This window comes from Dactylosporangium vinaceum (assembly GCF_019904175.1).
Classification (GTDB): domain Bacteria; phylum Actinomycetota; class Actinomycetes; order Mycobacteriales; family Micromonosporaceae; genus Dactylosporangium; species Dactylosporangium vinaceum.
In genome coordinates, this window is sequence record NZ_CP061913.1 from 3470227 (window position 1) to 3492578 (window position 22352).

Here is a 22352-nt window from a genome sequence, read left to right on the forward strand (position 1 = left end):
CTCGCGTCCGCCGGTGTCAGCGGGCCAGGCGGTGGTACTGCCGCGCCGCCAGCGGCAGGAACAGCGCGGTGAGCACGGCCGGCCACAGCACGGCCAGGAGCACCGCGTGCTCCGCCGGCCAGGTGGGGCCGGTCCAGGCCGGGCCGGCGAACAGGGTGCGCGCAGCGGTGGCGGTGGCGGAGAGCGGGTTCCAGGTGGCGATCGCGCCCAGCCAGCCGGGCATCGTGCCGGGGGAGACGAAGGCGCTGGAGAGGAAGCCGATCGGCCACACGAGGATCTGGACGGCCGTCGCCGACTCCGGAGTCCGCAGCAGCAGGCCCAGGTAGATGCCCACCCACGTAAACGCGAAGCGCAGCCACAGCAGCAGGCCCAGCGCGGCCAGGAGCGCGGCGGGGCCGTGGTGGGGGCGCCAGCCGAGCGCGAAGCCGGTCGCGAGCATGACGGCCAGGCCGGCGACGGCGTTGAGGAGGTCGGCGCCGGAGCGGCCGGCCAGGACGGCGGTGGCGGTGACGGGCATCGCGCGGATGCGGTCGGTGACGCCCTTGGCCATGTCGGTGGTGACGGCGACGGCCATCGACTCCAGGCCGAAGAGGACGGTCATGGCGAGCATGCCGGGGATGAAGAAGTCGATGTAGGTGCCGTCGGGGACCGCCATCGCCCCGCCGAACAGGTACGCGAACATGAGGGTGATCAGGACCGGGAACAGCAGTGTCAGTGCGATCGAGACGGGTCGCTGCCGCCAGTGCAGCAGAATCCGATAGGTGAGTGCCGCCGCGTCGCTCATGCCGCCGCCGCCTTTCCGGTGAGCTGGAGGAAGACCTCGTCGAGCGTCGGTTTGCGGGTGACGGTCTCGACGCGGTCCGGGCCGACCTTCGCCTTGAGCTCGTCGGGGGTGCCCGCGGCCACCACGCGGCCGGCGTCGATGACGGCGATGTGGTCGGCCAACTGGTCGGCCTCCTCCAGGTACTGCGTCGTCAGCAGCACCGTGGTCCCCGTGCCGACAAGCGCCCGGATGTGCGCCCACACCTCGCTGCGGGCGGCCGGGTCGAGGCCGGTCGTGGGCTCGTCGAGGAACAGCACGGCCGGGGTGAGCAGCAGCGCGGCGGCCAGGTCCAGGCGGCGGCGCATGCCCCCGGAGTAGCCGGCGACGGGCCGGTCGGCCGCCGTGGTCAGTCCGAAGCGCTCCAGCAGCTCGGCGGCCCGGGCCCGCGCGGTGCGCCCGCCCAGGTGGCCGAGGCGGCCGAAGAGCTCCAGGTTCTGCCGGCCGGTGAGGATCTCGTCGACCGACGCGTGCTGCCCGACCTGTCCGATGCGCTGCCGGACGCCGCGCGGGTCGCGCACGACGTCGCGGCCGGCCACGGTGGCGGTGCCGCCGTCCGGGCGCAGCAGGGTGGTCAGGATGCGGACCGCTGTCGTCTTGCCCGCACCGTTGGGGCCGAGCAGCCCGCACACCGTGCCCGGCGGCACGTGCAGGGTGAAGTCCTCGAGTGCGACCTTGTCGCCGTAGCGCTTGTGCAGCCCCTGGGCCGAGAGCCCGCCTTCTTCGTACACCATACGGAGATCGTACACCGTACGGAGTGCCGAAGCTATGCTTGAGCCGTGGACGACGACCCGGCCCGGACCATCGAGCTGCTGTGGGGCACCCGGCAGCGGCCCCGGCGCGGCCCGCGGCACGCCCTGACCAGCGAGCAGGTGGTGGCCGCGGCGATCGCGCTCGCCGACGCCGACCAGGACCTGCACGCGCTGTCGATGCGCCGGGTGGCCGACTCCCTGGGCGTCGGGACGATGTCGCTGTACACCTACGTCGCCTCCCGCACCGAGCTCGTCGAGGCGATGCTGGACACGGTGCACGGTGAGGCCGTCGAGCGGCTGCGCCAGCCCACCCCGGGCGACTGGCGGTCCGGCCTGCGCCACGTCGCCGCCGTCGGCTGGCAGACCTACCTGAGCCACCCCTGGATGCTGCAGGTCTTCACCGGCCGGCCTCCGCTGGGCCCGCGGACGATCGCCAAGTACGACCTGGAGCTGCGGGTCGTCGACGGCATCGGGCTCACCGACGTGGAGATGGACGGCGTCATCACGCTCGTGCACACCCACGTGGAGGGCGTCGCCCGGCGCAAGCTCGAGGCCGAGCGGGCCGAGCGGCGCAGCGGCATCACCGACGTCCAGTGGTGGGCGGTGGCGGGGCCGGCCCTCGCCGTCGTCCTCGACCCCGAGCGCTTCCCCGTGGCCGCGCGGGTGGGTAGTGCCGCCGGGCAGGTGCACCAGGCGGCCTACGATGTCGATTACGAGTACACCTTCGGCTTGGATCGCATTATCGAGGGCACCGCAGCGCTCATCGGCCGCAGTGGCACCTGAGAGGATCGGGGTCATGGACGACAACGACCTCATCGATGCCCTGGCCCAGACCGCCTTCACGGTCATGGCGGCGCTGAACCGGGTCGGTGCCGAGCATGACCTGTCGCTCACCCAGCTGCGCGTGCTGGGCATCCTGCGCGACCGGCGGATGCGCATCTCCGAGCTCGCGGAGTACCTCGGCCTGGAGAAGTCCACGATCACCGGGCTCGTCGACCGGGCCGAGAAGCGCGGCCTGCTGGCCCGGGCCCCGAGCGCGACCGACGGCCGCGCGGTCGACGTGTTCATCACGCCCGCGGGGGAGGCGCTGGCCGGCCCCGCCTACGATCACCTCGTCGAGCTGCTGTCTCCGCTGCTCGCGGCCCTGGAGCCGGCCGAGCGCCGGCGGCTGGGGCAGAGCCTGCGCGCGATGCTGGGCCCCGAGGCGGGCTAAGGCACGAACACCAGCCGGTCGCCGGTACTGCCGGAGGCCGCCCAGTGCCGCTCGACCTGCGAGAGCGGCACCGCCCGCGCGCGCACGTCGAACCCGCCGGCGGCCACGGCCTCGGCCATCTTGGGCAGCTCCTCCAGGAAGTCCCGGCCCGGCACGGAGCCGATGCCGCTGCCGACGATCTGCAGCCGCGCCGAGCGCAGCGCCGCCGAGGGGATCGCCGAGTCGGGCCCGGCCACCGAGCCGATCTGGACCCAGGTCAGCTGCGCGGCCCGGTCGGCCCGGGCGGTGAGCACGTCCATCATGGCCCGCGCCGTCGGCTCGCCCCAGACGTAGTCGATGACCACGTCGACGTCGCCCGCCCGCCCCAGCTCGTCGAACGTGCACACGACGTCGGCCCCGAGCGCGCGCAGCGGTTCGAGGCGGCCCATGTCCCGCCCGGCCGCGATGACCTGCCCGGCCCCGAACTGCTTGGCGACCTGGACGGCCATCCGCCCGGCGTTCCCGGTTGCGCCGAGGATCAGCACCTGCTGCCCCCGGTGGAACTCGATGCGCCGCCGCAGTGCCACCCACGACGACATCACGGGGTTCATCGCCGCGGCGACCAGGACCGGGTCGATCCCGTCGGGCAGCACGACGCTGCGGTCGGCCTCGATGACGGTCCGGTCGGCCATGGTCCCGAGCGTGGTGTCGTCGAGCACGGTGTAGCGGATGCGGCCCTTGGGGTCCCGTACGACGGCATCGATCCCGGGGATCAGCGGCAGCTCCCCGGTGCTCGTGTAGTGCGACCCGTCGGACTGGGAGCGGGTCCGCGGGTGCAGCGCGGCGGCGAGGACGTCGACGACCATCTCGTCCCGCCCGCGCGCGACTGGCTCGGGGTGCTCCTGGTATCGGGGCGGGTTGCCGAACGCGGTGACGACAGCGGCGTGCATGACGGTTCCCCCTTCAGGGAAAGTAGTTCGTAACACCAACCATCACAGGATGGTTCGTGTTACCAACTATGTCAACCCCCGGATCGGGCCTGGTGCTACGCTCACGACTTGAACGCGTTCAAAAGCGGGGGAGAGCCGACATGGATGTCGATCGGGATCGGGCGGCGTATCGGCGACAGTGGGCCACTGCCGCGGCCGGCCTGCTCAACGCCGTGCTGGCGGCCTGGATGATCTTCGGACTCCGGCCGCTCGGGCCGCTGCACGTGTGCGCGGTCGTCCTGGCCGTCGTCACCGCGGTGCCGCTGCTGCTGCGCAGCCGCCCGGCCTTCGGCGCGGCGGCCCTGATCAGCGCCGCCGTGCTGATCGTGCCGACGGTCGCCTACTTCTTCTTCGGCGGCGCCTACTACCTGCCGAGCGTCGTCCTGCTCCTGCTGGCCCGGTGCGCCGGCGACCTGCGCCCGCCGCGGGGTGTCTGGCCGGCGCTCGTCGCGGTGGTGGTCGCCGGGATCCTCGTCGCCTGGTCGCCGGCGATCTGGGACTCGCAGTATCGGCCGACCCATGCGTTCGCGGCCGAGTTTCCGCCGGGCGCCGAGCCCGCCTCCCGCGACATCCTCAACGGCGACGGCTCGGGCATCGGCCGCGGCGCCACCGGTGTCACGGCCGGCACCTCGGACACCGGCGGCCGCCGGGTGTACGTCACCTTCCGCGCCGACCTGACGGCCGCGGAGCAGGCCGTCCTGGAGCGGCGCCTGCACGAGCTCATGCCGGGCGCGACAATCAGACGCTGCCGGCGGGCCGGGGACTGCTGAGGGGGCGCGCGCTACTCGAGGGCGGTGTCCAGCTCGTGGCGGGCGGAGAGGATGTGGGTGCGCATCGCGGCCTCGGCCCAGGGGCCGTCGTGGCTGCGGACGGCGGCGAGGATCTCGCGGTGCTGCTGGAGGCTGATCTGCAGCCGGGCGGGGGAGTAGCCGATGAACGTGCGGACCACGACCGGGACCTGGATCAGCGTGCGGATCATGCCGGGCAGCAGGGAGTTGGCCGACGCCTCGTGGACCAGGGCGTGGAAGCGGCCGTTCAGGGCGGCCACCGTCTGGACGTCGGCCGGGGCGCGGGCGGCGGCCGAGTCCATCTCGTCGCACAGCCCGGCCATGGCGGCGCGCTGGTCGTCGGTGGCGTGGTCGGCGGCCAGGCCCGCGGCGTGGCCCTCCAGCAGGGCGCGGACCGAGAACAGCTCGTCGAGCTGGGCCCGGGTCCAGGTGCGCACGTACGCCCCGCGGTTGGGAAAGACCTCGATGAGGCCCTCCGAGTGCAGCCGGCGGATCGCCTCGCGGACGGGGGTCCGGGAGACGGCCAGGCTGCCGGCCAGCTCCACCTCGCCGAGCTGGGCGCCGGGCGGATACGTGCCGTCCAGGATGCCCTGGCGCAGCGCCGCGTAGGCGTGTTCGACAGCGTTCAGTGCGTGCTCCCCAGCGACGATGCCCCGGCGCCGGGCGGGAACGGGTCGGTGCGACCCAGCTGCGCCGGTACCTGCCTGCCGAGCGTACGTTCCACCAGCGCGGCGGCGTCCAGCAACCCCGGCAGGGAAAGCCCTGTCTCGTACCCGTCCCGCCCCAGCGCCCACGCGAGGTCCTCGGTGGCGATGTTGCCGGTGGCCCGCGGGGCGAACGGGCACCCGCCGATCCCGCCCGAGCTCGCGTCCAGGGCCACGGCGCCGGCGGCGATCGCGGCGTACGCGTTGGCGTAGCCGCTGTTGCGGGTGTTGTGGAAGTGGCAGCGCAGCGGCCGGTCGGTCACGCCGCGCACGGCGCCGAGCAGTGACGTGATCCGGCCCGGGGTCCCGACGCCGATGGTGTCGGCGACGCACACCTCGTCGACGTCCGGCACCCCCTCGACGATCCGCAGCACCTGCGCCGGGTCGACCTCCCCCTCGAACGGGCAGCCCCAGGCGGCGCCGACGGTCAGCGTCACCCGCAGGCCGGCGTCGCGGGCCTGCTCGGCCAGCCGCCGCGACGAGGCCATCGCCGCGGCCACCGGGGCACCCTGGTTGCGCATCGAGAAGCTGTCGGTGGCGACGAGGACGAGATTCACCTCGGCCACCGCGGCCGCCCGCGCGCGCCGCAGCCCGCGTTCGTTGAAGACCAGCGCGCTGACGGCGACGTCCAGATCGGCGACGCCGGCCAGCACCTCCTCCGCGTCGGCCAGCTGCGGCACCCGGTCGGGCCGCACGAAGCTGGTGACCTCGATCCGGCGAGCCCCGGCGGCGGCGAGCCGGCGCACGAACTCGACCTTCACGCCGGTCGGCACCGTGACCGCCTCGTTCTGCAGCCCGTCGCGCGGGCCCACCTCGACGATCTCGACTCGCATCCACCCACTCCGTCCAACCCTAAATTGTATGCAATCTAGGTCGGCCTGCCCCGAATTGGCAAGCATTCGGGCCCGCGGGTCACGTTGTATTGCGTACAAATGTCGATGGGTTGGGGTCTGTGGACGCCTCGGGGATGGGGTGGAGATAACTACACCCCCGGGCGTGCAGCCAGCACCATCGCGTCGACCTGCGTGAATCCATACGGTGATTGCGGCCCGCGGGCCGATCGACCACCGACGAAGGGGACGCAGTTGACCGACACCATGCTCCGGCGGCACGTGCGCCGGTTGGCGCCCATCGCCGCCGCCGCGATGCTCGCCGCGCTGGCCGTGGCGCCGCAGCCGGCCTACGCCGAGGACGGGCCGGCGAAGCCGACGGCGGCCGAGCTCGCGCTGACGCCCCAGCCGGCCGCGCAGGTCACCAGTCAGAGCATCGTCACCGAGAACATCTACAACCCGAACTCGGGCCGGTGCATCGGCATCTCGAACATCAAGGCCGGGATCTGGGACTGCACCAGCAACGGCGACCAGCGGTGGCACTGGTCGATCCGGGGCGCGAAGTACGAGGACGGGCTGTGGTGGTACCCGATCGAGAACGCCGCTCAGCAGTGCCTGGCGCTGTGGGGTGGTGCGCTCGACCCGGGCACCTGGGCCGTCGGCTACGAGTGCGTCCTGAGCGATGACCAGTACTGGCGGGTGTTCACCCGGGGAGGCATCACCTACCTGGCGAACCTGGCGGGCTTCCAGGGGCCGACCCGCGGCTGGATTCTCGGCGTCAACGGCGGCCTGACGACAAACGGCGCACAGATCGTCCTCTACTGGATCGACGGCACCCAAAACCAGAACTGGTCATGGCAGGTCGCCTGAGGTGCCCGCGCCCCTGACCGGCAAGGCCGGCCGGGTCCGGCGGTAGCGGAGGGCACGGGGGAGGTGCGGGGAGGCCGGGGAGCCTTCCCGCACCTGTGCCGCCGTTCAGCAGGGGCCGACCATGGTCTTCACGTCGTTCGTCGTGTTGATCCAGGTGTCGGCGGCGTAGCCGGTGGCGCCGGTGTTCGGGTCGGTGATGCGGTCCCAGGTGGAGGAGGGCCAGTAGCCGCCGCTGACGTACTCGCCGTACGTGTAGCAGCTGATGGTCACCGTGTCGCCGTAGTTGGCGTGCCCGGCGCTGCCGTAGGCCGTGCCCGGGCCGGCCCGTACGTTCAGGTACGGGCTGGCCAGGATCGTGCCCGTGACCGCCGGGCTGCCCCCGCCGCCCAGGCGGTTCACGGCGGCCTGGGCGGTCGACCACCAGGTCAGGTAGTCGCCGGTGCGGTACGTCGTCCACTGTGTCCAGCTCGAGCCGGCGCCGGAGATGCTGTAGGCGGCGTTGGCGTTGCACTGGGGGTCGTAGGCGCAGGTGTCGCTGACCGTCGGGTGGTAGCAGTTGTTGATCTGCCACAGGCCGCGGTCGGCGGAGCCGGAGGGGCAGTCGCCGCTGGCGCCGTTGTACGCGTAGGCCGACGGGTTGCAGCGCGACTCCGCCATGGCCACCGCGACCGCTGTCACGAGCGGGTTGCCGCGGAAGCCGGCGTTGTACCCGACCTGCGCGCAGAGGTCGGCACCGGTCGCCGTCAGGCCGGCCCGGGCGGGGGAGGCCTGGGCCGGAGTGGCCGTGAACGCCACCGCGGCCAGGAGCACCGCCAGGAGTACGGCCGGGGCGGCCAGGAACCGGGCCCGCATCAGCGGCCCGCCCACTCGGGGTCGGCGTAGGACCAGCCGAGGTACGTCGCCCCCGGCCAGCTCAGCGGGACGCGGCGAACGGTCGGGGCCGAGGTGATGTAGTTGCCGTTGCCCTCGGAGAGCATGACGTGCCCGGCATTGCCGTTGATGGGCGCGGCGGCGAAGAACACCAGCGCGCCCGCCGGGGCGGTGCCGGACGTGCCGTGCATCAGGCCGCGGTTGTACAGCGCCCAGTAGTGGTCGATCGCGGTGTAGTAGCCGCTGGCCGCCCGGCCGTAGGCGTGGCCGACGAAGTTGTCGCACCAGCCGTCCCAGCCGTGGTTGGAGTCGCCGAGGTCGCCGTTGGTGGTCGAGTTGCCGATCACCGAGCGGGCCCACGCGAGGGCCCGGTCCTCGCGGGTGCCGGTGGGCGGGGCGCCGCCGCACTCCGGCTCACCCGGGAGGTACTGGTTGAAGCCCGGCGTGTTGGTGTAGTAGTCGCTGATCCACCCGGCCGCGGGCGAGCTGATCTGGTGCCAGACCGTGTTGCCGCTGATGTTGCGCCCGCGCACGGCGCACTCGGCGACGAACGGCGTGCCGTCGCCCAGCACGGCCACCGCCCCCGCCGCGGCGTCATAGGGGCTGGTCCGCACCTGCAGCCCGGCCCCGCCGGTCCCGGCGACGCTGTAGCCGCCGATGCCCGCGAACGACGGGGCCGCGGGAATGGCGATCGCCAACACTGCGGCCCCGGCCGCGATGGCCCGGGCGGTGATCCTACCGATCCGTTGGTACACGCGCTCCTCCTGTCGATGGTTCGCCAGAGTGTGCAAGAAGCCCGGCGGTCGGTGTGCCGAGCCCGGCGCGCCCCTGTGAGAATCGAGCGATCTCGATCGGCGCGGGACGCCCGGCGCTGATCCTGTCCCGTGCCCGGCCTGGAAAGCACGACGTTGACAGCCGTTGACACCAGGCTTTACACGACCTCGAGGAGAATCATGATCACCGAGTTCGTCGCCGACCTCGCCCGCCTGCGCCAGGAGGCCGGGCAGCCGTCGCTGCGCCGGATGGCCGAGAAGGGCCACTACTCGCACACCGCGCTGTCGAGCGTCCTGTCCGGCAAGCGCCTGCCGTCGCAGGAGCTGACCATGGCGTTCGTGCGGGCCTGCGACGGTGACGAGTCCGTGTGGCGGGCCCGCTGGGAGCGCGAGCACGCGGAGCTCAACCCGCCGCCCGCCCCGGCCGCCGCCATCGCGCCCGCGCGCCGCCGCCCGGCGTGGTGGACGATCGCCGCCCCGGTCGCCTTATCGCTGCTGCTCGCGGCCGGGATCGCGGGCTACCTCGCGACCCGGCCGGCCGAGCCCACCGCCCCGGCGGCGCCTGTCGCGCTCGACGGCACCGACCCGCAGGAGCAGCACTGCCAGGCCGATGCCGTGAGCGTGCACACCGAGCCGGTTCCCGGCTACGGCAGCCTGACCCTGCGCCACTCGCCGCACTGCCGCGCCGTCTGGCCCCTCTACGTCTCGACCGAACAGGTCCCGCCCGGCGTCACGATCAGCCTGCGCGCGGTCCGCCCGGCCGACGGCGCCGAGAGCCGCTTCGACTACCCGTACATGGTGCAGCACCAGGTGTACAGCGTCTTCGGCAACATCCTGGCGACCGGCCGCGGCTGCGTCGAGGTGACGATCGAGATCAGCTCGGCCGACCCGGCCACCGTCCTGGCCCGCGCGGCCACGCCGTGTCTGTCCCCGGCCTGAGGCTTGGCCCGCGGGATCATCGGGTACGCGACCCAGGACGAGAGGAGCACCCGTGCAGCGCACCTATCCACCCGGCGTGACCTGCTGGATCGACACCGAGCAGCCCGACGTCGCGGCCGCGGCCGGCTTCTACGGCCGGCTCTTCGGCTGGACGGTCACCGAGGCACCAGCCGGCGGCTACTTCATCGCGACGCGTGACGGGCAGGACGTGGCCGCGATCGCCCCGGGCGGCGGCACCGCGGCCTGGAACACGTACGTCGCGGTCGGCGACGCCGACGCGGCGGCAGCGGCCGTGGCGAAGGCGGGTGGCCGGGTCACCGCCCAGCCGGCCGACGCCGGGCCGGCCGGGCGCGCGGCCACCTGCACCGACCCGCAGGGTGCGCAGTTGCGGCTCTGGCAGGCCGGGAAGCGGCTCGGCGCACAGGTCACCAACGCGCCCGGCACCTGGAACTTCAGCGACCTGCACACCACCGACGAGCCGGCCGCGCGCCAGTTCTACGCCCGGGTCTTCGGCTGGCGTTACGCGGACCTGCCCGGCGCCGGCGCGATGATCCAGGTGCCCGGCTACGGCGACCACCTCGCCGCCACCGTCGACCCGGGCATCCACGAGCGGCAGGCCGGCGCGCCCGCGGGGTTCGCCGACGTGATCGGCGCGCTGGCTCCGGCGGCCGAGGGCCCCGCCCGGTGGGAGGTCACGTTCACCGTGGCCGACCGCGACCACAGCGTCGCCACCGCTGAGGCTCTCGGCGCCACGGTACTGAGCGCCGAGAACACGATGTGGAGCAGGAAGGCCCGCCTCCGCGACCCCCAGGGCGCCGAGCTGACCGTGAGTCAGTTCGCGCCACCGGAGTCCTGACCCGGCCGCTCCTAGGTGTCGGTGGCGACGCCGTGGGACCAGGCCCAGGCGGCGATCTCGACGCGGTTGCGCAGGCCGAGCTTGGTCTGGATGGTCGAGACGTGGCTCTTGACGGTGCTGATCGAAATGAACAGCGCCGCGCCGATCTCCAGGTTGGTGCGGCCGCGGGCGATGAGGCGGACGACCTCGGTCTCCCGGTCGGAGAGGCGGTGCTCGGTCAGGACCGCGCGGGGTGGCGGCTTCAGGTGCCGCAGCAGCCGGACCGTGATAGTCGGGGACACCAGCGCGTCGCCCGCATGCGCGGCGCGGACCGCCTCGATCAGCAGGGCCGGGCCGGCGTCCTTGAGGATGAAGCCGACGGCGCCGCCGGACAGGGCCGCGTAGACGTACTCGTCCAGGTCGAACGTCGTGACCACGATGACCCGCAGCGGCGCCGCCACGGCCGGGCCGGCCAGGGCGCGGGTCACCTCCAGGCCGTCGAGGCGGGGCATGCGGATGTCGACCAGGCACACGTCGGGGCGCAGCCGCCGGGCCGCCTCCACGGCCTCGACACCGTCGGCCGCCTCGGCGACCACCTCGATGTCGTCCTGGTCCTCGAGGATCAGGCGGAGGCCGCCGCGGACCATTGCCTGGTCGTCGGCGACGAGGACGCGGATGCTCATCGGGGCAGCCTCGCCACGACCGCCCAGCCGTGCGGCTCCCGCGGGCCGGCCTGCAGCTGGCCGCCGAGCGCCTCGACCCGCTCGCGCATGCCGATCAGCCCGAACCCGCCGGGCTTGACCGGCCGGGCGGCCCGCGCGTCGTCGGTGACCGCTACCGTCACGTCGGCCGGGGACTCGGTCACACGGACACTGACGGTGCCGGCCCGCTCGGCGTGCCGGGCGATGTTGGTGAGGGACTCCTGCACGATGCGGTAGACAGTGCTTGTCAGCTCCGGGGCCCAGGCCGTCGTGGTCGCGGGCAGCTCGAGCCGCACGGCCCGGGCCTCCCCGGCCTCGAAGCGCCGCACGAGCTCGTCCAGCCGCTCGGTCGCGCCGCTGGCGGGCGCGGCGTCGGCCGTGTCGCGCAGCAGCCCCACGATGCGCCGCATCGCCGTGAGGGCCTCGGAGCCGGCCTCCTCGATGCCGCGTATCGACTCCTCCAGCCGCTCCGGGCGGCGACGGGCCACGACCCGGGCCGCCTGCGCCTGCACGACGATGCCGGTGACGTGGTGAGCGACGACGTCGTGCAGTTCACGGGCGAGCACCAGGCGCTCCTCTCGCCGGACGGCCGAGGCCAGCTCCTGCCGTCGCGCGGCGATCAGTCGCAGCCACAGGCCGCCGCCCGCCCCGGCGACCCAGGCCAGGACGTCGGCGACGGCGACGACAGTGGCCCCGCCCGAGGCGGCGCGGGCCGAGAGCAGGGGTCCCGCCGCGAGCACGAGCAGGGCCGCGGCGGCGAGCACGGCCGCGCGGGGCGGGTCGAGGCGCCGGACCGCGCCGCCGGTCAGCACGGCGAGCCCGAGGGCGAGCGCGGGCTGCGGCTCCACCGGGAACCCTCCAGTGCGGGCCGCGGCCACCGCCAGTACCCCGCCGAGGAGTCCGGCAACGGCGGTGGCGAAGGGGGCGCGGCGGCGCAGCAGCGCGGTGCCGACGACGGCCGCCCCGGCGAGCAGGCCTGGCAGCCAGTAGAGCCCGCCCCAGCTGGCCGCCAGCGGCACCGCCGTCGCGGCGAGCAGCACGGCGCCCCCGGCGGCCAGCGCCGCGTCCGCCGTCCGATCCCAACCCGTCACGCTCCCCAGGCTACGGAGCCGCTCCCTGCGCCGCACCGGTCGAAAGTAGGGGCGGACCGCAGGAGGGAGCGGTCGGGAAGCGCGGGTGCGGAACCGGTCGGCCGAACGGTTGTACTGCGCGATCTTCGCAGGTCGCACAATCTGCGGGTGGTGACGGCGACGGTCTGGCAGACGCCTGTGCTGGTGGTCGGCGCGGGGACGGCCGGGTCCGTGCTCGCGCTCGAACTGGCGCACCACGGTGTCGCGTGCATGGTCATCGACCGGGGCGGCGCGGCGGAGCCGGTCGGGCTCGCGCACCTCGGCGGGCGCAGCATGGAGCTCCTGCGGCGGCTGGGCCTGGCCGCGGCGGTGCGCCGGGCCGGGCTCGACGCCGATGCGGCCACCGATCTCGTGTGGCGCCAGCGCCTCGACCGGCCGCCGGTGCTGATCGCGCAGCGGCCGTCGGTCAATCAACTGCGGCAGTTGTACGCCACGGTCAACGACGGCAGCGCGCCCGCCGAACACCACCAGCCGATCGTCGAGGCGCGCCTGGGCCAGTTGCTGCGCGGCTGCCTGGCCGCGAGCCCCCTCGTCGACCTGCGCGAGGGCTGGACCGCGACAGGCGTGCGGGTGACGCCCGACGGCGTCGCCGTCACCGCTGCCGACGGGTCCGGCGAGGCGCGGCACACGATCCGCGCCCGCTACGTGGTGGGCTGCGACGGCGCCGCGAGCACGGTGCGCCGCTGCGCCGGCATCGAGCTCGACGCGCTGGCGGGGGCGCACGTGCGGTACCGGGCGATCGCGTTTCGCAGTGCCGATCTGGCGCTGCACTCGCGCGGGCCGGGGCTGTCGACGCTCGTCGTGGGCGGTGCGACGCTGCTGTCCCGGCCGCAGCGGCACCTGTGGGCGGCCCACCTGCCGCTCGGCGCCGGTGAGCTGGGGGAGTTCCTCGGCTCGGCGGTCGAGGTCCTCGGCGTGCAGGACTGGGACGACACGCTGCCGGTGGCCCGGCTGTACCGCCGCGGCCCCGTCTTCCTCGCCGGCGCGGCCGCGCACGGCTTCGCCCCGGCCGGTGACACGCCCGACCCCGGCATCGGCGACGCCGTGAACCTCGGCTGGAAGCTGGCCGCGCTGCACCTCGGCTGGGGCGGCCCGGCCCTGCTCGACAGCTACGAGGCCGAGCGCCGCCCGCGCGCGCTGATGGACCGGGAGCTTCTCGCGCGCGGGCTGGAGACCCGCCGCCGGTTCGGCCGCCTGGCCGCCGCGGGCGCGCCGGCGGACTACCTGGCCGGCTTCCTGCGCGGGGAGCCCGCGCTCGCCGACGACCTCGGCTCCGGCTACTGCGAGCGCTACGCGGCCTCGCCCGTCATCCGCTACGAGCGCGGCCACCCGCCGCCGCCCGGGCCGCGGATCACGCCGAGCACCTGGCCCGGCGGGCGCGCCCCGGCGGTGCGCCTGGCCGACGGCGGGCAGTTCTTCGACCGGCTCGGGCCGCAGTTCACGCTCGTCGACCTGACCGGCGGCGGCGACGGGCGGGCGCTGGCCGCGGCGGCGCGGTCGCGCGGGCTGCCGGTCGCCCACCTGCCCCTCGACGAGCCGGCGGTGCGGGCGTGCTGGGGGCGGCGGCTGGTGCTCGTCCGCCCCGACCAGCACGTGGCCTGGCGCGACGACGCCGGGCTTGACGACTGGGACGCGGTGCTCGACACCGTCTTCGGGCGTCAGCCGGATTGACCGATATTTTCGGTCATGTACGTGTAACAGCGAAATGTCCGATACGGTCGCCTGACACGGTCAGGGTCGTACGTACGGGGGATTTTCGTTGATCAAGGTGCTTCGGCGGCGGGGATCCCCGCTGCCCAATCTCGTGCTCGCCGGGCTGCTGCTCGCCGGCTTCACCGCGGCGGCGGCCGCACCGGCCACCGACGCCCCGGCGCAGGTGCCGGTCAGTCTCGCCGGTCAGCCGGTGGTGAGCACCATCAGCCCGCTGACCGGGCCGTCCACGGGCGCCACGACCGTGACGATCACGGGGACCGGGTTCACCGGGGCGACCGCTGTGACGTTCAACGGCACGGACGCCGCCTCGTTCACTGTCGACAGCCCGACCCAGATCACCGCGGTCACGCCCGCGGGCACGGCCGGGCCGGTGCTCGTGCGGGTCGCGATCGGCGCCTGCGTCTCGTCGGCCGGTGGGTCGTTCACCTACACCGCGCCGGTGGTCGTCCCGCCCATCATCCCTCCCATCTTCCCGCCCATCGGGCTCCCGCCGATCGTGACGTCGATCTCGCCCGCGTCCGGGAGCACGGCCGGCGGGACCGCGGTGACGATCACGGGCTCGTTCCTGACCGGTGCGACGGGCGTGTCGGTCGGCGGCAGCGCGGCCACCTCGGTCGTCGTCGTCAGCAGCACCCAGGTCACCGCGGTCACGCCCGCGCACGCCGCCGGCAGCGTGGGCGTCGCGGTGACGACCGCGTTCGGCTCGGGGACGCTCCCGGGCGGGTACACCTACACCGAGCCCCCGCTGGAGCGGGCCGGGACGCGGATGCAGAAGGTCTTCTTCCAGATGCCCGTGGCCTGCCCGGCCCCGCCGGGCGCGCCGGCCCCGGTGACGGCCACGGCCGGGACCTCGTCGATCACCGTGCACTGGGCGGCGGCGACCCCGCACGACTCGCCCGTCACCGGCTACACGGTCACGGCCTCGCCCGGGCCGGCCACCTGCACCACGCTCGTCACCGACGCGGACCCGCTGGGCTGCGTGCTGGGTGCGACAGCCGGCGTGCAGTACACCGTGTCGGTCGTGGCCGAGTCGGCCGCGGGCGCCTCGGAGCCGGCCGTGAGCGATCCGGTGACGCCGGCCGCGCCGGTCGTGCCGCTCGCGCCGCCGGACACGCCGCTGACGCTGACCACTGACAAGGGCCGGATCAACAGCGCCGCGCCCGGCCAGCAGATCGTGGTGATCGGCACCGGCTTCGCCGCCCACTCCACGGCGACGATCACGCTGTACTCCGCGCCGCTCACCCTGGGCACGGTCGTGACCGACGGCAACGGCGACTTCAGCAAGCCGGTCACCGTGCCGGCCGGCATCGCCACCGGCGTGCACACGGTGGTCGCGCAGGGCGTCGCGCCCTCGGGCAACCCGCGGGCGATGAAGCTGACGGTCACCGTCGCCCCGCGCGCGGCGGCGGCCGGCCTGGCCGTCACCGGCGCCCCGGCGGGCCCGCTCGCCCTGGCCGGCCTGGCCATGGTCCTCGCGGGTGCGGTACTGCTGCGGCCCCGGCGGCCGCGCCTGGGCTAGCGGACCGGTTGCTGCGGGGTTGATGCTGTGGGGTGGACCAGTGCGCTCAGCCCCGCAGCACCGGCTCGGGGCTGCGCGGCGTCTCCCGGCGCTGCGGCTTCGGCGCCCGGTTCAGTGCCTTCGGGGCCGCGGTCAGCATCGGCTTGAGCGCGTCGGACCACACCTTGGCCATCTTCGTGAACCCGGCCGTGCCCGGGTGGATGCCGTCGGGGATGTCCTTGAGCGTCATGTGCGCCGCACCCATGTCGACGAAGTGCACCTTGGCGCCCTTGTCGCGCACGATCCCGGGCAGGGCCGCGCTGAACAGGCTCGCCCGCGTCTGCGCCCCGTGGTCCTGCAGGGGCAGCAGCGACCCGACGAAGATGTCGGCCTCGGGTGCGGCCGCCATGACGTGGTCGATCAGCAGCGACATTCGCGCGGGCGCGCCGGGCATGTCGTAGTCCTGCAGCGCGTCGTTCGTGCCGAGGTGGATGAGCACGATGCGCGGGTCGGACGCCTTCACCCACTGTGTGACCTGGGCGTCGTCCTGGTCGATGCGATAGCCGGAGTGCCCCTCGTGGTCGTGGTCGGGCAAGTCCTCGGGCCCGTTCTGCAGCGACCCGACGAAGTCGACCCGCACCCCGGCCGCGGTGAGCTGCTTCCAGAGCGCGACCCGATACGCGCCGTCGGCGTTCGCCGTCCGCCCGTCGGTGATCGAGTCGCCGAGCGGCATGATCCGCACCACGGGCCCGGTCAGCGGCGTGATCCCGATCGTCGGGTCCGGTATCGGCTGCGGGTCGTCCCCGCAGGCGGCGGTGCCCAGGGTCAGGGCAGTCAGCGTGGCGGCGGCCAGCATCGTCGTCGCGCGTCTCACGCCGTGCATTGTGCCCGGTCGGTGCGAACCGGTCATCGGGTGATCGTTCGGACGCCCGGGTCGGACCGGCGTGAGCTGCGGCACAGGGCGATGGCTTGAGTCCCGGGCGGGCGTGCCGATGTCCGTGCATGGCCGACATCAGGGTCGAGCCCGCGGACCGTGACGCGGTGCTCCAGGCGACGATCGCGCACCACCCCGGCGCGTTCATCGGCGCGGTCGGGCCCACCGGGTTCTTCGTCGACCTGCCGGAGGAGCTGCGGGCCACCGGCCTGCGGCCGATCGTCGGCCCGACCTCGGCGCTGGCTCTGGCGCTGCCCGAGGATCACCGGGTCATCATCGACGGGTGGCAGCGACTGCTGAGCGAGGGCGGTGCCACCGTCCGGTTCCGGCCGCGGTCGCGGGCGGACCGGCCGGCGTGGCTGCACATGATCGACGTGAGCCACCGCTACGGCGTGGTCGTCGTCGTCATCACCGACCTCGACGGCGTCACCGTGCTGGAGCACGAGGACATCCGGCCGCGGCTGGTGACGGTGCGCAAGGACCAGGCGGCCGTCATCATCCAGGCCGACCCGCAGATCCACCGCGTCCTGGGCTGGAGCGCGGGGGAGCTCACCGGGCGGCGCTCCCTCGAGCTGGTGCACCCCGACGACCACCAGCGCGCGATCGCCGCCTGGATGGACCTGCTGTCGATCCCGGCCGGCGAGGCCCGCCGCGTCCGGCTGCGCCACCTGCACCGCGACGGGCACGTCATCTGGTTCGAGATCACCAACCACAGCCTGCTGCACGGCGCCGAGCCGTGCGTGCTGGCCGAGATGCTCGACATCACCGAGGAGATGGCCGCCGAGGAGGCGCTGCGGGCCAGTGAGCAGCTGCTGCGCCGGCTCACCGAGGCGCTGCCGATGAGCGTCATCCAGATCGACGCGCACCGCAAGGTGGTGTACCAGAACGCCCGCGGCGCCCGGATGGTCGGCACCGTCGTCGGTGAGGAGCTCGGGGAGCGGCAGCTGGCCACCGTCATCCCCGGCGACCGGGTCGCGGTCGACCAGGCCCTGGACCGGGTGCTGCGCGAAGGCGGTGACGCCGACATCGAGTACGGCTACCGCGACCCCTCCCTCGGCCTGCGCCGGGCCAGCGCCAAGGCCCGCACGCTGACGACCGCCGACGGGCGCGTCGCCGGGGCGGTCCTGTGCCTGGCCGACGTCACCGAGGACGTCCGGCTGCGCGAGGAGCTGCGCCGCCGGGCCACCCTCGACGCGCTCACCGGCTGCCGCAACCGTGCGGCGACCCTGGCCGCGCTGGGAGAGGCGCTGGCGGGGGCGCGGTGGGGTACCGCCGCCGTCTTCGTGGATCTGAACGACTTCAAGCTCGTCAACGACCGCTTCGGGCACGCCGCCGGCGATCGGGTCCTGGTCCACGTCGCGCGGATCCTCCAGACGGTGGCCGGTGACGCGGCAGTGGTCGGCCGCCTCGGCGGCGACGAGTTCGTGGTCGTCTGCGCCGACGTGGCCGGCCCGGAGGACGCCCACTGCCTCGCCGCCGCGTTCGGCACCGCGCTCGAGTCCACCCCGATCGACCTCGGCGGCCCGGTCCTGCGCGTCCGCGCGAGCATCGGCACCGCGTGGACCGGCCCGGGCGGCCTGCCCGCGGACGCGCTCATCGCCCAGGCCGACAAGAAGATGTACGAGGCGAAGCACGGCCTGCATCCGGTACCGCGGCCGCGCCCTACGGTGTTCCCGTGACGCGCTCGTCCAGGCGCTCGTAGCGCTGCCGGGCCGCCTGGGGCGTGCCCAGCCCCAGGCTGAGTGCGATGTCCTGCCAGGTCATCCCGCCGGCCCGGGCTCGCCGCAGCAGGTACAGCTCGGTGGTGTCCAGCTCCGCCCGCACGTCCGGCAGCAGCGTCAGCGCGGCGACGAGGTCGGACTCGTCGAGCGGCGGCTCGCCGGGCGCGGGCGGCACGGAGCCTGCGGCCATCGCGGCGGCGACCCGGACCACCTCGATCGGCGCGGCCACCGACTCGTGCACGTGCCGGCCGCGCAGCTCGGGCGTGGCGGCGTGCCGCTCGGTGAGGTGGGTGAGGGCCGCGTACACGCGCTCGGCCCGCCGCGCCTCGGGGTCGGGCTTCTGCAGGAGTGGTTCCATGCGTTCATCATGACACGTTTTCAACAACATGTTCAAACCGTGCCCGATCGGCACCCCATCTGGTAGACCGGGTGCATGCGGATTGCGGCGCGGTACAACGGCCCGCCCGGCTCGGGCAACGGCGGCTACAGCGCGGGTCTGCTCGCGGTCACGCTGGGCCTGGCCCCGGCCGAGGTCACCCTGCGCCGCCCGCCACCCCTGGAGACCGACCTCACCCTGACCGCCGGCTCGTGCTCCGCGGGCGCCGAGTTGATCGCCGAGGCCGTCCTGACGCAGGACCAGAGGCCGGATGTCGTACGTCCGGTGCCCCCCGACGAGGCCGCGGAGGCCACGAAGCGCTACGCCGGGCTGTCCGGGCACCCGTTCCCGACCTGCTACGTCTGCGGCGTGGACCGCACCGACGGCCTCGGCCTGCGCCCGGGCCCCGTCTCCGGCGGCCGCACCGCCACCCCCTGGCTCGTGCCGCCCGACGTCGACGAGGTCACCATGTGGGCCGCCCTCGACTGCCCCGGCGGCTGGTCGGTCATCGCCGAGGGCCGCCCGTATGTCCTGGGCCGCCTGTCGGCCTGGATCGACGCCGTGGCCGAGCCCGGCTCCACCTGTGTCGTCATGGGGCAGTACCTGGGCGGCGAGGGCCGCAAGGCCTATGCGCTGTCCACTGTGTACAACGAGGCCGGCGCCCCGCTCGCCGTCGCCCGCGCCACCTGGATCGCCCTGTCACCCTGAGCCCGGCCGCAGCCAGCCGCCGTGCATCGCCGCCACCGCCAGCGGCCGCTCGTCCAGGGCGACCACATACGCGGCCTCCTCGGCGTCCGCCGCCATCTCCTGCGCCAGCCAGTGCCCGCGCAGCCGCCGCATCCGCGCGACGAACGCGCTACGCCCCGGCTCCGGCACGTAGTCGAGCACCGCTGTGTGGAACACCACGAGCGTCGCCGCCTCCGGCGCCCCGGCCACGACCTCGTCGAGCCGCTCGTTGAGATCCCCGGCGTGGATCCGCGGCGGGTCCCGGCGGGCCAGCGCCACCGCCCGCCGCAGCCGCTCCCGCCGCTCCGCCTGCTCGGGCCAGATCAGCGCCTCCAGCCACCGCACGTCGTCCTCGTCGCCGACGTCGAGCGGATTGAGATCGATCCCCGCCCGCCACACCACGTCGATGCCGCCGACGGCCGGCGCCGGGCCGTCGACCCGGCACCGCAGCACCAGCGCCCCGTCTCCGGCCCCGCCGTACGTCGTGCCGCCGGTGCCGCGGTACTCGTAGGAGTACCGGTCCGGCAGCAGGCACAGCCCCGCCGACGCTCCCACCTCCAGCAGGGCCAGCGGCTGCGGCAGCGACGCCAGCACCGGGTACAGCGCCGCACACCGCCCCGGCTCGTTCGTCTGGGTCCGCCGGGCCAGCATCACCGCGGCGACCTCGTCCCACCGCCCGAACACCGTCTCGCGCAGCTGCCCGTAGCTGCCCGGCACACCCCCGGACACCAGCCGGACCGCGGCCAGCAGCAGATTGGGCTGCCGCTTGGCCGGCGGCAACCCGCCGAGCAGGCCCAGCAGCTCCCGGTCCGCGGCGACCCCGAGGGCCAGCCGCTCATAGCTCGGCGAACTCCCGCGCACCATCACGTCGGCGAAGAACCGGTACTCGCCGGCCGTATCGTCAAGAGACATGCGGCCCAGTCTAATTCCGCGAATTAATCTATTGCCGCCGACGCGATGGCGGACGTACTGTTGTCTACATCGAACAGCACCGGCAAGCGAACCCGAAGGAGGCCGAGATGATTACCACCCGACGAGTGACAGTCGTTCCGACCCCCCGACCGCATACCATTCCGGTGATCCGACCCACGGGCCGGTGGCGAGGCTGAGCAGCTCTGCTCACCCCTCAGCCGCCCACCCCGACAGGGGCCCGGGCGGCTTTTTCGTGCGCAATTCTTCGCACCCCTTTCATGGGTGAATCCTGCGCGCTGAGAAATGCATTTCCCGGAGACGACCGGCACGGCGACCGGGCCTGGCCTGGGACCAGGACGCACGGGGTTCGACTCCCCGGTTTCCGACGACGACGAATGCGATTCCCGCCGATGTAGCTCAGCTTTGGCCAGAGCGCTGTCCTGGTACGACAGAGGCCGCCGGTTCGACTCCGGCCTTCGGCTCGCCGCACCAACCCGTCGCGGCCTGCGTGGTAGAGGCGCCTCGCCGATAACGAGGAGACAGCTGGTTCGACTCCAGCCGACGGGACGCAAGCCCTGGTAGCTCAACGGATAGAGCGACGGTCTACGAAGCCGGTGCGTGCAGGTTCGAATCCTGCTCGGGGCACGTAAGGAACATCGGGTTGTGGCGCAGCTTGGTAGCGCGCGCGCTTCGGGTGCGCGAGGTCGCCGGTTCGAATCCGGCCTGCCCGACGGCGTGATACATGCAGGTCCGCGTGGCTCAGGAGGAAGAGCGCCGCCATCACACGGCGGAGGTCCCAGGTTCGAGACCTGGCGCGGACACGGTGGCCATGGTGTACCGGTCCGTGCACATCAGATCGTGACTCTGAAGGTCCGGGTTCGAATCCCGGTGGTCACCCCACTCCCGCATCGCGCGGCCGCAGCGGGCGCCGCCCGGCCGGGGCGGTGGCCCGGCGGCGCGCGTGATAGGCAGGGTCATGCGTAACCGCCATGCCACAGCACCCGCGCAGGTGCCCGGGTTCGACACCGCCGCGCTGCGGGCCAACTACCTCGTCGAGGACCTGTTCCCCGCGGACCGGGTCGAGCTGCTGCACACCCACGAGGACCGGATCGTCATCGGCGGGGTCGCCCCGGCCGCCGGGACGTCCGTCGCCCTGGAGGTGCCGGACGGGCTGGCCGCCGACTACTTCCTGCAGCGGCGCGAGGCCGGGATCGTCAACATCGGCGCCGGGGCCGGGCGGGTCACCGTCGACGGCACCGGCTACGAGCTGGAGCCGCGGGAGGTCCTCTACGCCGGGCGCGGCTCGCGGGACGTCGTCTTCGAGGGCACCGGCGAGGCCGCCTACTACCTGATCTCGACGACGGCCCACGCCGAGCACCCGACCCGCAAGGCGACCCGGGCCGAGGCGACGCCGGTGTCGCTCGGCGAGCAGCGCACCTCGAACGAGCGCACGATCTACAAGTACATCCACGAGCAGGGCATCCGCAGCTGCCAGCTGGTCCTCGGCGTCACCGAGCTCGCCGCGGGCAGCATGTGGAACACGATGCCGGCCCACGTCCACGGCCGCCGCACCGAGATCTACCTGTACTTCGGCCTCGACCCCGATCAGCGCGTCGTGCACCTGATGGGCGAGCCGCAGCAGACCCGCAACCTCATCGTCGCCGACCGGCAGGCCGTCATCTCGCCCGGCTGGTCGGTCCACTGCGGCTTCGGCACCGCCGCTTACGCGTTCGTGTGGGCGATGGGCGGGGAGAACACCGACTACGGCGACGTCGTGCCCTACCCGATCACCGAACTGCGCTGAGGTTCACGCCGGGCCGGCGCCGCCCCAGCGGGCGATGTCCGCGTCGCTGACCGTGACGGGGCCCTCGACCGGCTGGGTGACGCGGATGTGGTTGCCGAACGGGTCGCGGAAGGCGCAGTCGATGCCGTACGGCTGCTGCTCCACGCTCTGCGTGAACTCGACGCCCCGGGCCTTCAGGGTGTCGTACACGGCCTGGCAGTCGTCGGTGTTGAGGATGGCGGCGACGCCGAGGGCACCCTTGGTGAGCAGGTCGCGCACCTGGGCGGCGGTCTCCTCGCTCATCGCGGGCGGGCCGGCCAGCTCCAGGAGCAGCTGGCGCTGTGGCTGCGCGGGCAGGGCGATGGTCAGCCACCGCATGAACCCCATGTCGACGTCATCCTGCACCGCGAAGCCGAGCGTGCCGACGTAGAAGTCGAGGGCCTCGTCCTGGTCGAGGACCCGTACCGTGGTGAGCGCGATCGAGTTGAACATGCGC

Annotated in this window: 23 protein-coding genes, 6 tRNA genes and 1 pseudogene; 17 read left to right on the plus strand and 13 right to left on the minus strand. The window is 73.8% G+C overall.

Annotation, left to right across the window (positions count from 1 at the left end):
• Positions 1-16 precede the first annotated feature (16 nt).
• Both Dvina_RS15445 and Dvina_RS15450 read right to left on the minus strand, forming a co-directional pair.
• Positions 17-784: an ABC transporter permease gene (locus tag Dvina_RS15445; protein WP_223103174.1), complete on the minus strand. Its 768-nt coding sequence runs from the start codon at positions 782-784 to the stop codon at positions 17-19.
• Positions 785-837: 53 nt separating this feature from the next.
• Positions 838-1554, minus strand: a pseudogene (locus Dvina_RS15450) (ATP-binding cassette domain-containing protein); the annotation flags it as partial.
• Between the two features lie 45 nt (positions 1555-1599).
• On the opposite strand from Dvina_RS15450, the gene Dvina_RS15455 reads away from it, so the two are divergent.
• Both Dvina_RS15455 and Dvina_RS15460 read left to right on the plus strand, forming a co-directional pair.
• Complete coding sequence (locus Dvina_RS15455) at positions 1600-2355, plus strand: TetR/AcrR family transcriptional regulator C-terminal domain-containing protein (protein WP_223103176.1); 756 nt, start codon at positions 1600-1602, stop codon at positions 2353-2355.
• Between the two features lie 13 nt (positions 2356-2368).
• On the plus strand, positions 2369-2785 hold the full coding sequence (locus tag Dvina_RS15460) for a MarR family winged helix-turn-helix transcriptional regulator (protein ID WP_246656232.1): 417 nt from the start codon (positions 2369-2371) through the stop codon (positions 2783-2785).
• Here the strand turns inward: Dvina_RS15460 and Dvina_RS15465 are convergent.
• On the minus strand, positions 2782-3714 hold the full coding sequence (locus tag Dvina_RS15465) for a quinone oxidoreductase family protein (protein ID WP_223103178.1): 933 nt from the start codon (positions 3712-3714) through the stop codon (positions 2782-2784). The genes Dvina_RS15460 and Dvina_RS15465 overlap by 4 nt on opposite strands.
• A gap of 140 nt (positions 3715-3854) precedes the next feature.
• Between Dvina_RS15465 and Dvina_RS15470 the strand changes: the two genes are divergently transcribed.
• Positions 3855-4523: a hypothetical protein gene (locus tag Dvina_RS15470; protein WP_223103179.1), complete on the plus strand. Its 669-nt coding sequence runs from the start codon at positions 3855-3857 to the stop codon at positions 4521-4523.
• 11 nt (positions 4524-4534) lie between these two features.
• Here Dvina_RS15470 and Dvina_RS15475 read toward each other — a convergent pair whose 3' ends face one another.
• Positions 4535-5191: a GntR family transcriptional regulator gene (locus tag Dvina_RS15475; protein WP_246656537.1), complete on the minus strand. Its 657-nt coding sequence runs from the start codon at positions 5189-5191 to the stop codon at positions 4535-4537.
• Positions 5167-6078, minus strand: coding sequence for a hydroxymethylglutaryl-CoA lyase (locus tag Dvina_RS54225; protein ID WP_246656233.1), 912 nt, complete (start codon positions 6076-6078; stop codon positions 5167-5169). Before Dvina_RS54225 ends, Dvina_RS15475 begins: the two co-directional genes overlap by 25 nt.
• 252 nt (positions 6079-6330) lie before the next feature.
• On the opposite strand from Dvina_RS54225, the gene Dvina_RS15480 reads away from it, so the two are divergent.
• Positions 6331-6945, plus strand: coding sequence for an RICIN domain-containing protein (locus tag Dvina_RS15480; RefSeq protein ID WP_223103181.1), 615 nt, complete (start codon positions 6331-6333; stop codon positions 6943-6945).
• 105 nt (positions 6946-7050) lie between these two features.
• Here the strand turns inward: Dvina_RS15480 and Dvina_RS15485 are convergent, their stop codons facing one another.
• On the minus strand, positions 7051-7812 hold the full coding sequence (locus tag Dvina_RS15485) for a transglycosylase SLT domain-containing protein (RefSeq protein ID WP_223103182.1): 762 nt from the start codon (positions 7810-7812) through the stop codon (positions 7051-7053).
• Complete coding sequence (locus Dvina_RS15490) at positions 7797-8570, minus strand: hypothetical protein (protein ID WP_223103183.1); 774 nt, start codon at positions 8568-8570, stop codon at positions 7797-7799. The genes Dvina_RS15485 and Dvina_RS15490 overlap by 16 nt, the downstream gene beginning before the upstream one ends.
• 198 nt (positions 8571-8768) lie before the next feature.
• Between Dvina_RS15490 and Dvina_RS15495 the strand changes: the two genes are divergently transcribed.
• Together Dvina_RS15495 and Dvina_RS15500 are read left to right on the plus strand one after the other, a co-directional pair.
• On the plus strand, positions 8769-9527 hold the full coding sequence (locus Dvina_RS15495; protein ID WP_223103184.1) for a DUF2690 domain-containing protein: 759 nt from the start codon (positions 8769-8771) through the stop codon (positions 9525-9527).
• A gap of 52 nt (positions 9528-9579) precedes the next feature.
• Complete coding sequence (locus Dvina_RS15500) at positions 9580-10383, plus strand: VOC family protein (protein WP_223103185.1); 804 nt, start codon at positions 9580-9582, stop codon at positions 10381-10383.
• 11 nt (positions 10384-10394) lie between these two features.
• Here Dvina_RS15500 and Dvina_RS15505 read toward each other — a convergent pair whose 3' ends face one another.
• Together Dvina_RS15505 and Dvina_RS15510 are read right to left on the minus strand one after the other, a co-directional pair.
• Positions 10395-11045: a response regulator gene (locus tag Dvina_RS15505; RefSeq protein ID WP_223103186.1), complete on the minus strand. Its 651-nt coding sequence runs from the start codon at positions 11043-11045 to the stop codon at positions 10395-10397.
• Complete coding sequence (locus tag Dvina_RS15510) at positions 11042-12154, minus strand: sensor histidine kinase (RefSeq protein WP_246656234.1); 1113 nt, start codon at positions 12152-12154, stop codon at positions 11042-11044. The genes Dvina_RS15505 and Dvina_RS15510 overlap by 4 nt, the downstream gene beginning before the upstream one ends.
• A gap of 147 nt (positions 12155-12301) precedes the next feature.
• On the opposite strand from Dvina_RS15510, the gene Dvina_RS15515 reads away from it, so the two are divergent.
• Together Dvina_RS15515 and Dvina_RS15520 are read left to right on the plus strand one after the other, a co-directional pair.
• Complete coding sequence (locus tag Dvina_RS15515; protein ID WP_246656235.1) at positions 12302-13864, plus strand: FAD-dependent monooxygenase; 1563 nt, start codon at positions 12302-12304, stop codon at positions 13862-13864.
• Between the two features lie 97 nt (positions 13865-13961).
• A complete protein-coding gene (locus Dvina_RS15520; protein WP_246656538.1) occupies positions 13962-15425 on the plus strand; it encodes an IPT/TIG domain-containing protein in 1464 nt (487 codons plus the stop codon).
• 46 nt (positions 15426-15471) lie between these two features.
• On the opposite strand, the gene Dvina_RS15525 is transcribed toward Dvina_RS15520, so the two are convergent.
• Positions 15472-16278 (minus strand): SGNH/GDSL hydrolase family protein, encoded by an 807-nt coding sequence (locus Dvina_RS15525; RefSeq protein ID WP_223103188.1) that lies wholly within the window; start codon positions 16276-16278, stop codon positions 15472-15474.
• A gap of 128 nt (positions 16279-16406) precedes the next feature.
• Here Dvina_RS15525 and Dvina_RS15530 point away from each other — a divergent pair, with 128 nt between their 5' ends.
• Positions 16407-18017 (plus strand): sensor domain-containing diguanylate cyclase, encoded by a 1611-nt coding sequence (locus Dvina_RS15530; protein ID WP_223103189.1) that lies wholly within the window; start codon positions 16407-16409, stop codon positions 18015-18017.
• Here Dvina_RS15530 and Dvina_RS15535 read toward each other — a convergent pair.
• Positions 18001-18417, minus strand: a complete 417-nt coding sequence (locus tag Dvina_RS15535) for a DNA-binding protein (RefSeq protein WP_223103190.1) — start codon at positions 18415-18417, stop codon at positions 18001-18003. The genes Dvina_RS15530 and Dvina_RS15535 overlap by 17 nt on opposite strands.
• Positions 18418-18492: 75 nt before the next feature.
• Here Dvina_RS15535 and Dvina_RS15540 point away from each other — a divergent pair, with 75 nt between their 5' ends.
• The gene (locus tag Dvina_RS15540) at positions 18493-19143 is read left to right on the plus strand and encodes a hypothetical protein (protein WP_223103191.1); all 651 of its coding nucleotides are present in this window, start codon (positions 18493-18495) and stop codon (positions 19141-19143) included.
• Here Dvina_RS15540 and Dvina_RS15545 read toward each other — a convergent pair.
• Positions 19135-20073: a DUF2332 domain-containing protein gene (locus Dvina_RS15545; RefSeq protein WP_223103192.1), complete on the minus strand. Its 939-nt coding sequence runs from the start codon at positions 20071-20073 to the stop codon at positions 19135-19137. The genes Dvina_RS15540 and Dvina_RS15545 overlap by 9 nt on opposite strands.
• Before the next feature lie 406 nt (positions 20074-20479).
• On the opposite strand from Dvina_RS15545, the gene Dvina_RS15550 reads away from it, so the two are divergent.
• The 7 genes from Dvina_RS15550 to kduI all read left to right on the plus strand — a co-directional run bounded on the left by Dvina_RS15550 (position 20480) and on the right by kduI (position 21877).
• A tRNA-Thr gene (locus Dvina_RS15550) sits at positions 20480-20555 on the plus strand.
• Positions 20556-20566: 11 nt separating this feature from the next.
• Positions 20567-20640, plus strand: a tRNA-Ile gene (locus Dvina_RS15555).
• Between the two features lie 5 nt (positions 20641-20645).
• Positions 20646-20718 (plus strand) — tRNA-Arg (locus tag Dvina_RS15560).
• A 12-nt stretch (positions 20719-20730) separates the two neighbouring features.
• Positions 20731-20804, plus strand: a tRNA-Pro gene (locus Dvina_RS15565).
• Positions 20805-20821: 17 nt separating this feature from the next.
• A tRNA-Val gene (locus tag Dvina_RS15570) sits at positions 20822-20894 on the plus strand.
• Positions 20895-20896: 2 nt separating this feature from the next.
• Positions 20897-20973, plus strand: a tRNA-His gene (locus Dvina_RS15575).
• Between the two features lie 76 nt (positions 20974-21049).
• Positions 21050-21877, plus strand: a complete 828-nt coding sequence (gene kduI, locus Dvina_RS15580) for a 5-dehydro-4-deoxy-D-glucuronate isomerase (protein ID WP_223103193.1) — start codon at positions 21050-21052, stop codon at positions 21875-21877.
• A 3-nt stretch (positions 21878-21880) separates the two neighbouring features.
• Here kduI and Dvina_RS15585 read toward each other — a convergent pair whose 3' ends face one another.
• Complete coding sequence (locus Dvina_RS15585; RefSeq protein WP_223103194.1) at positions 21881-22348, minus strand: VOC family protein; 468 nt, start codon at positions 22346-22348, stop codon at positions 21881-21883.
• Positions 22349-22352 lie beyond the last annotated feature (4 nt).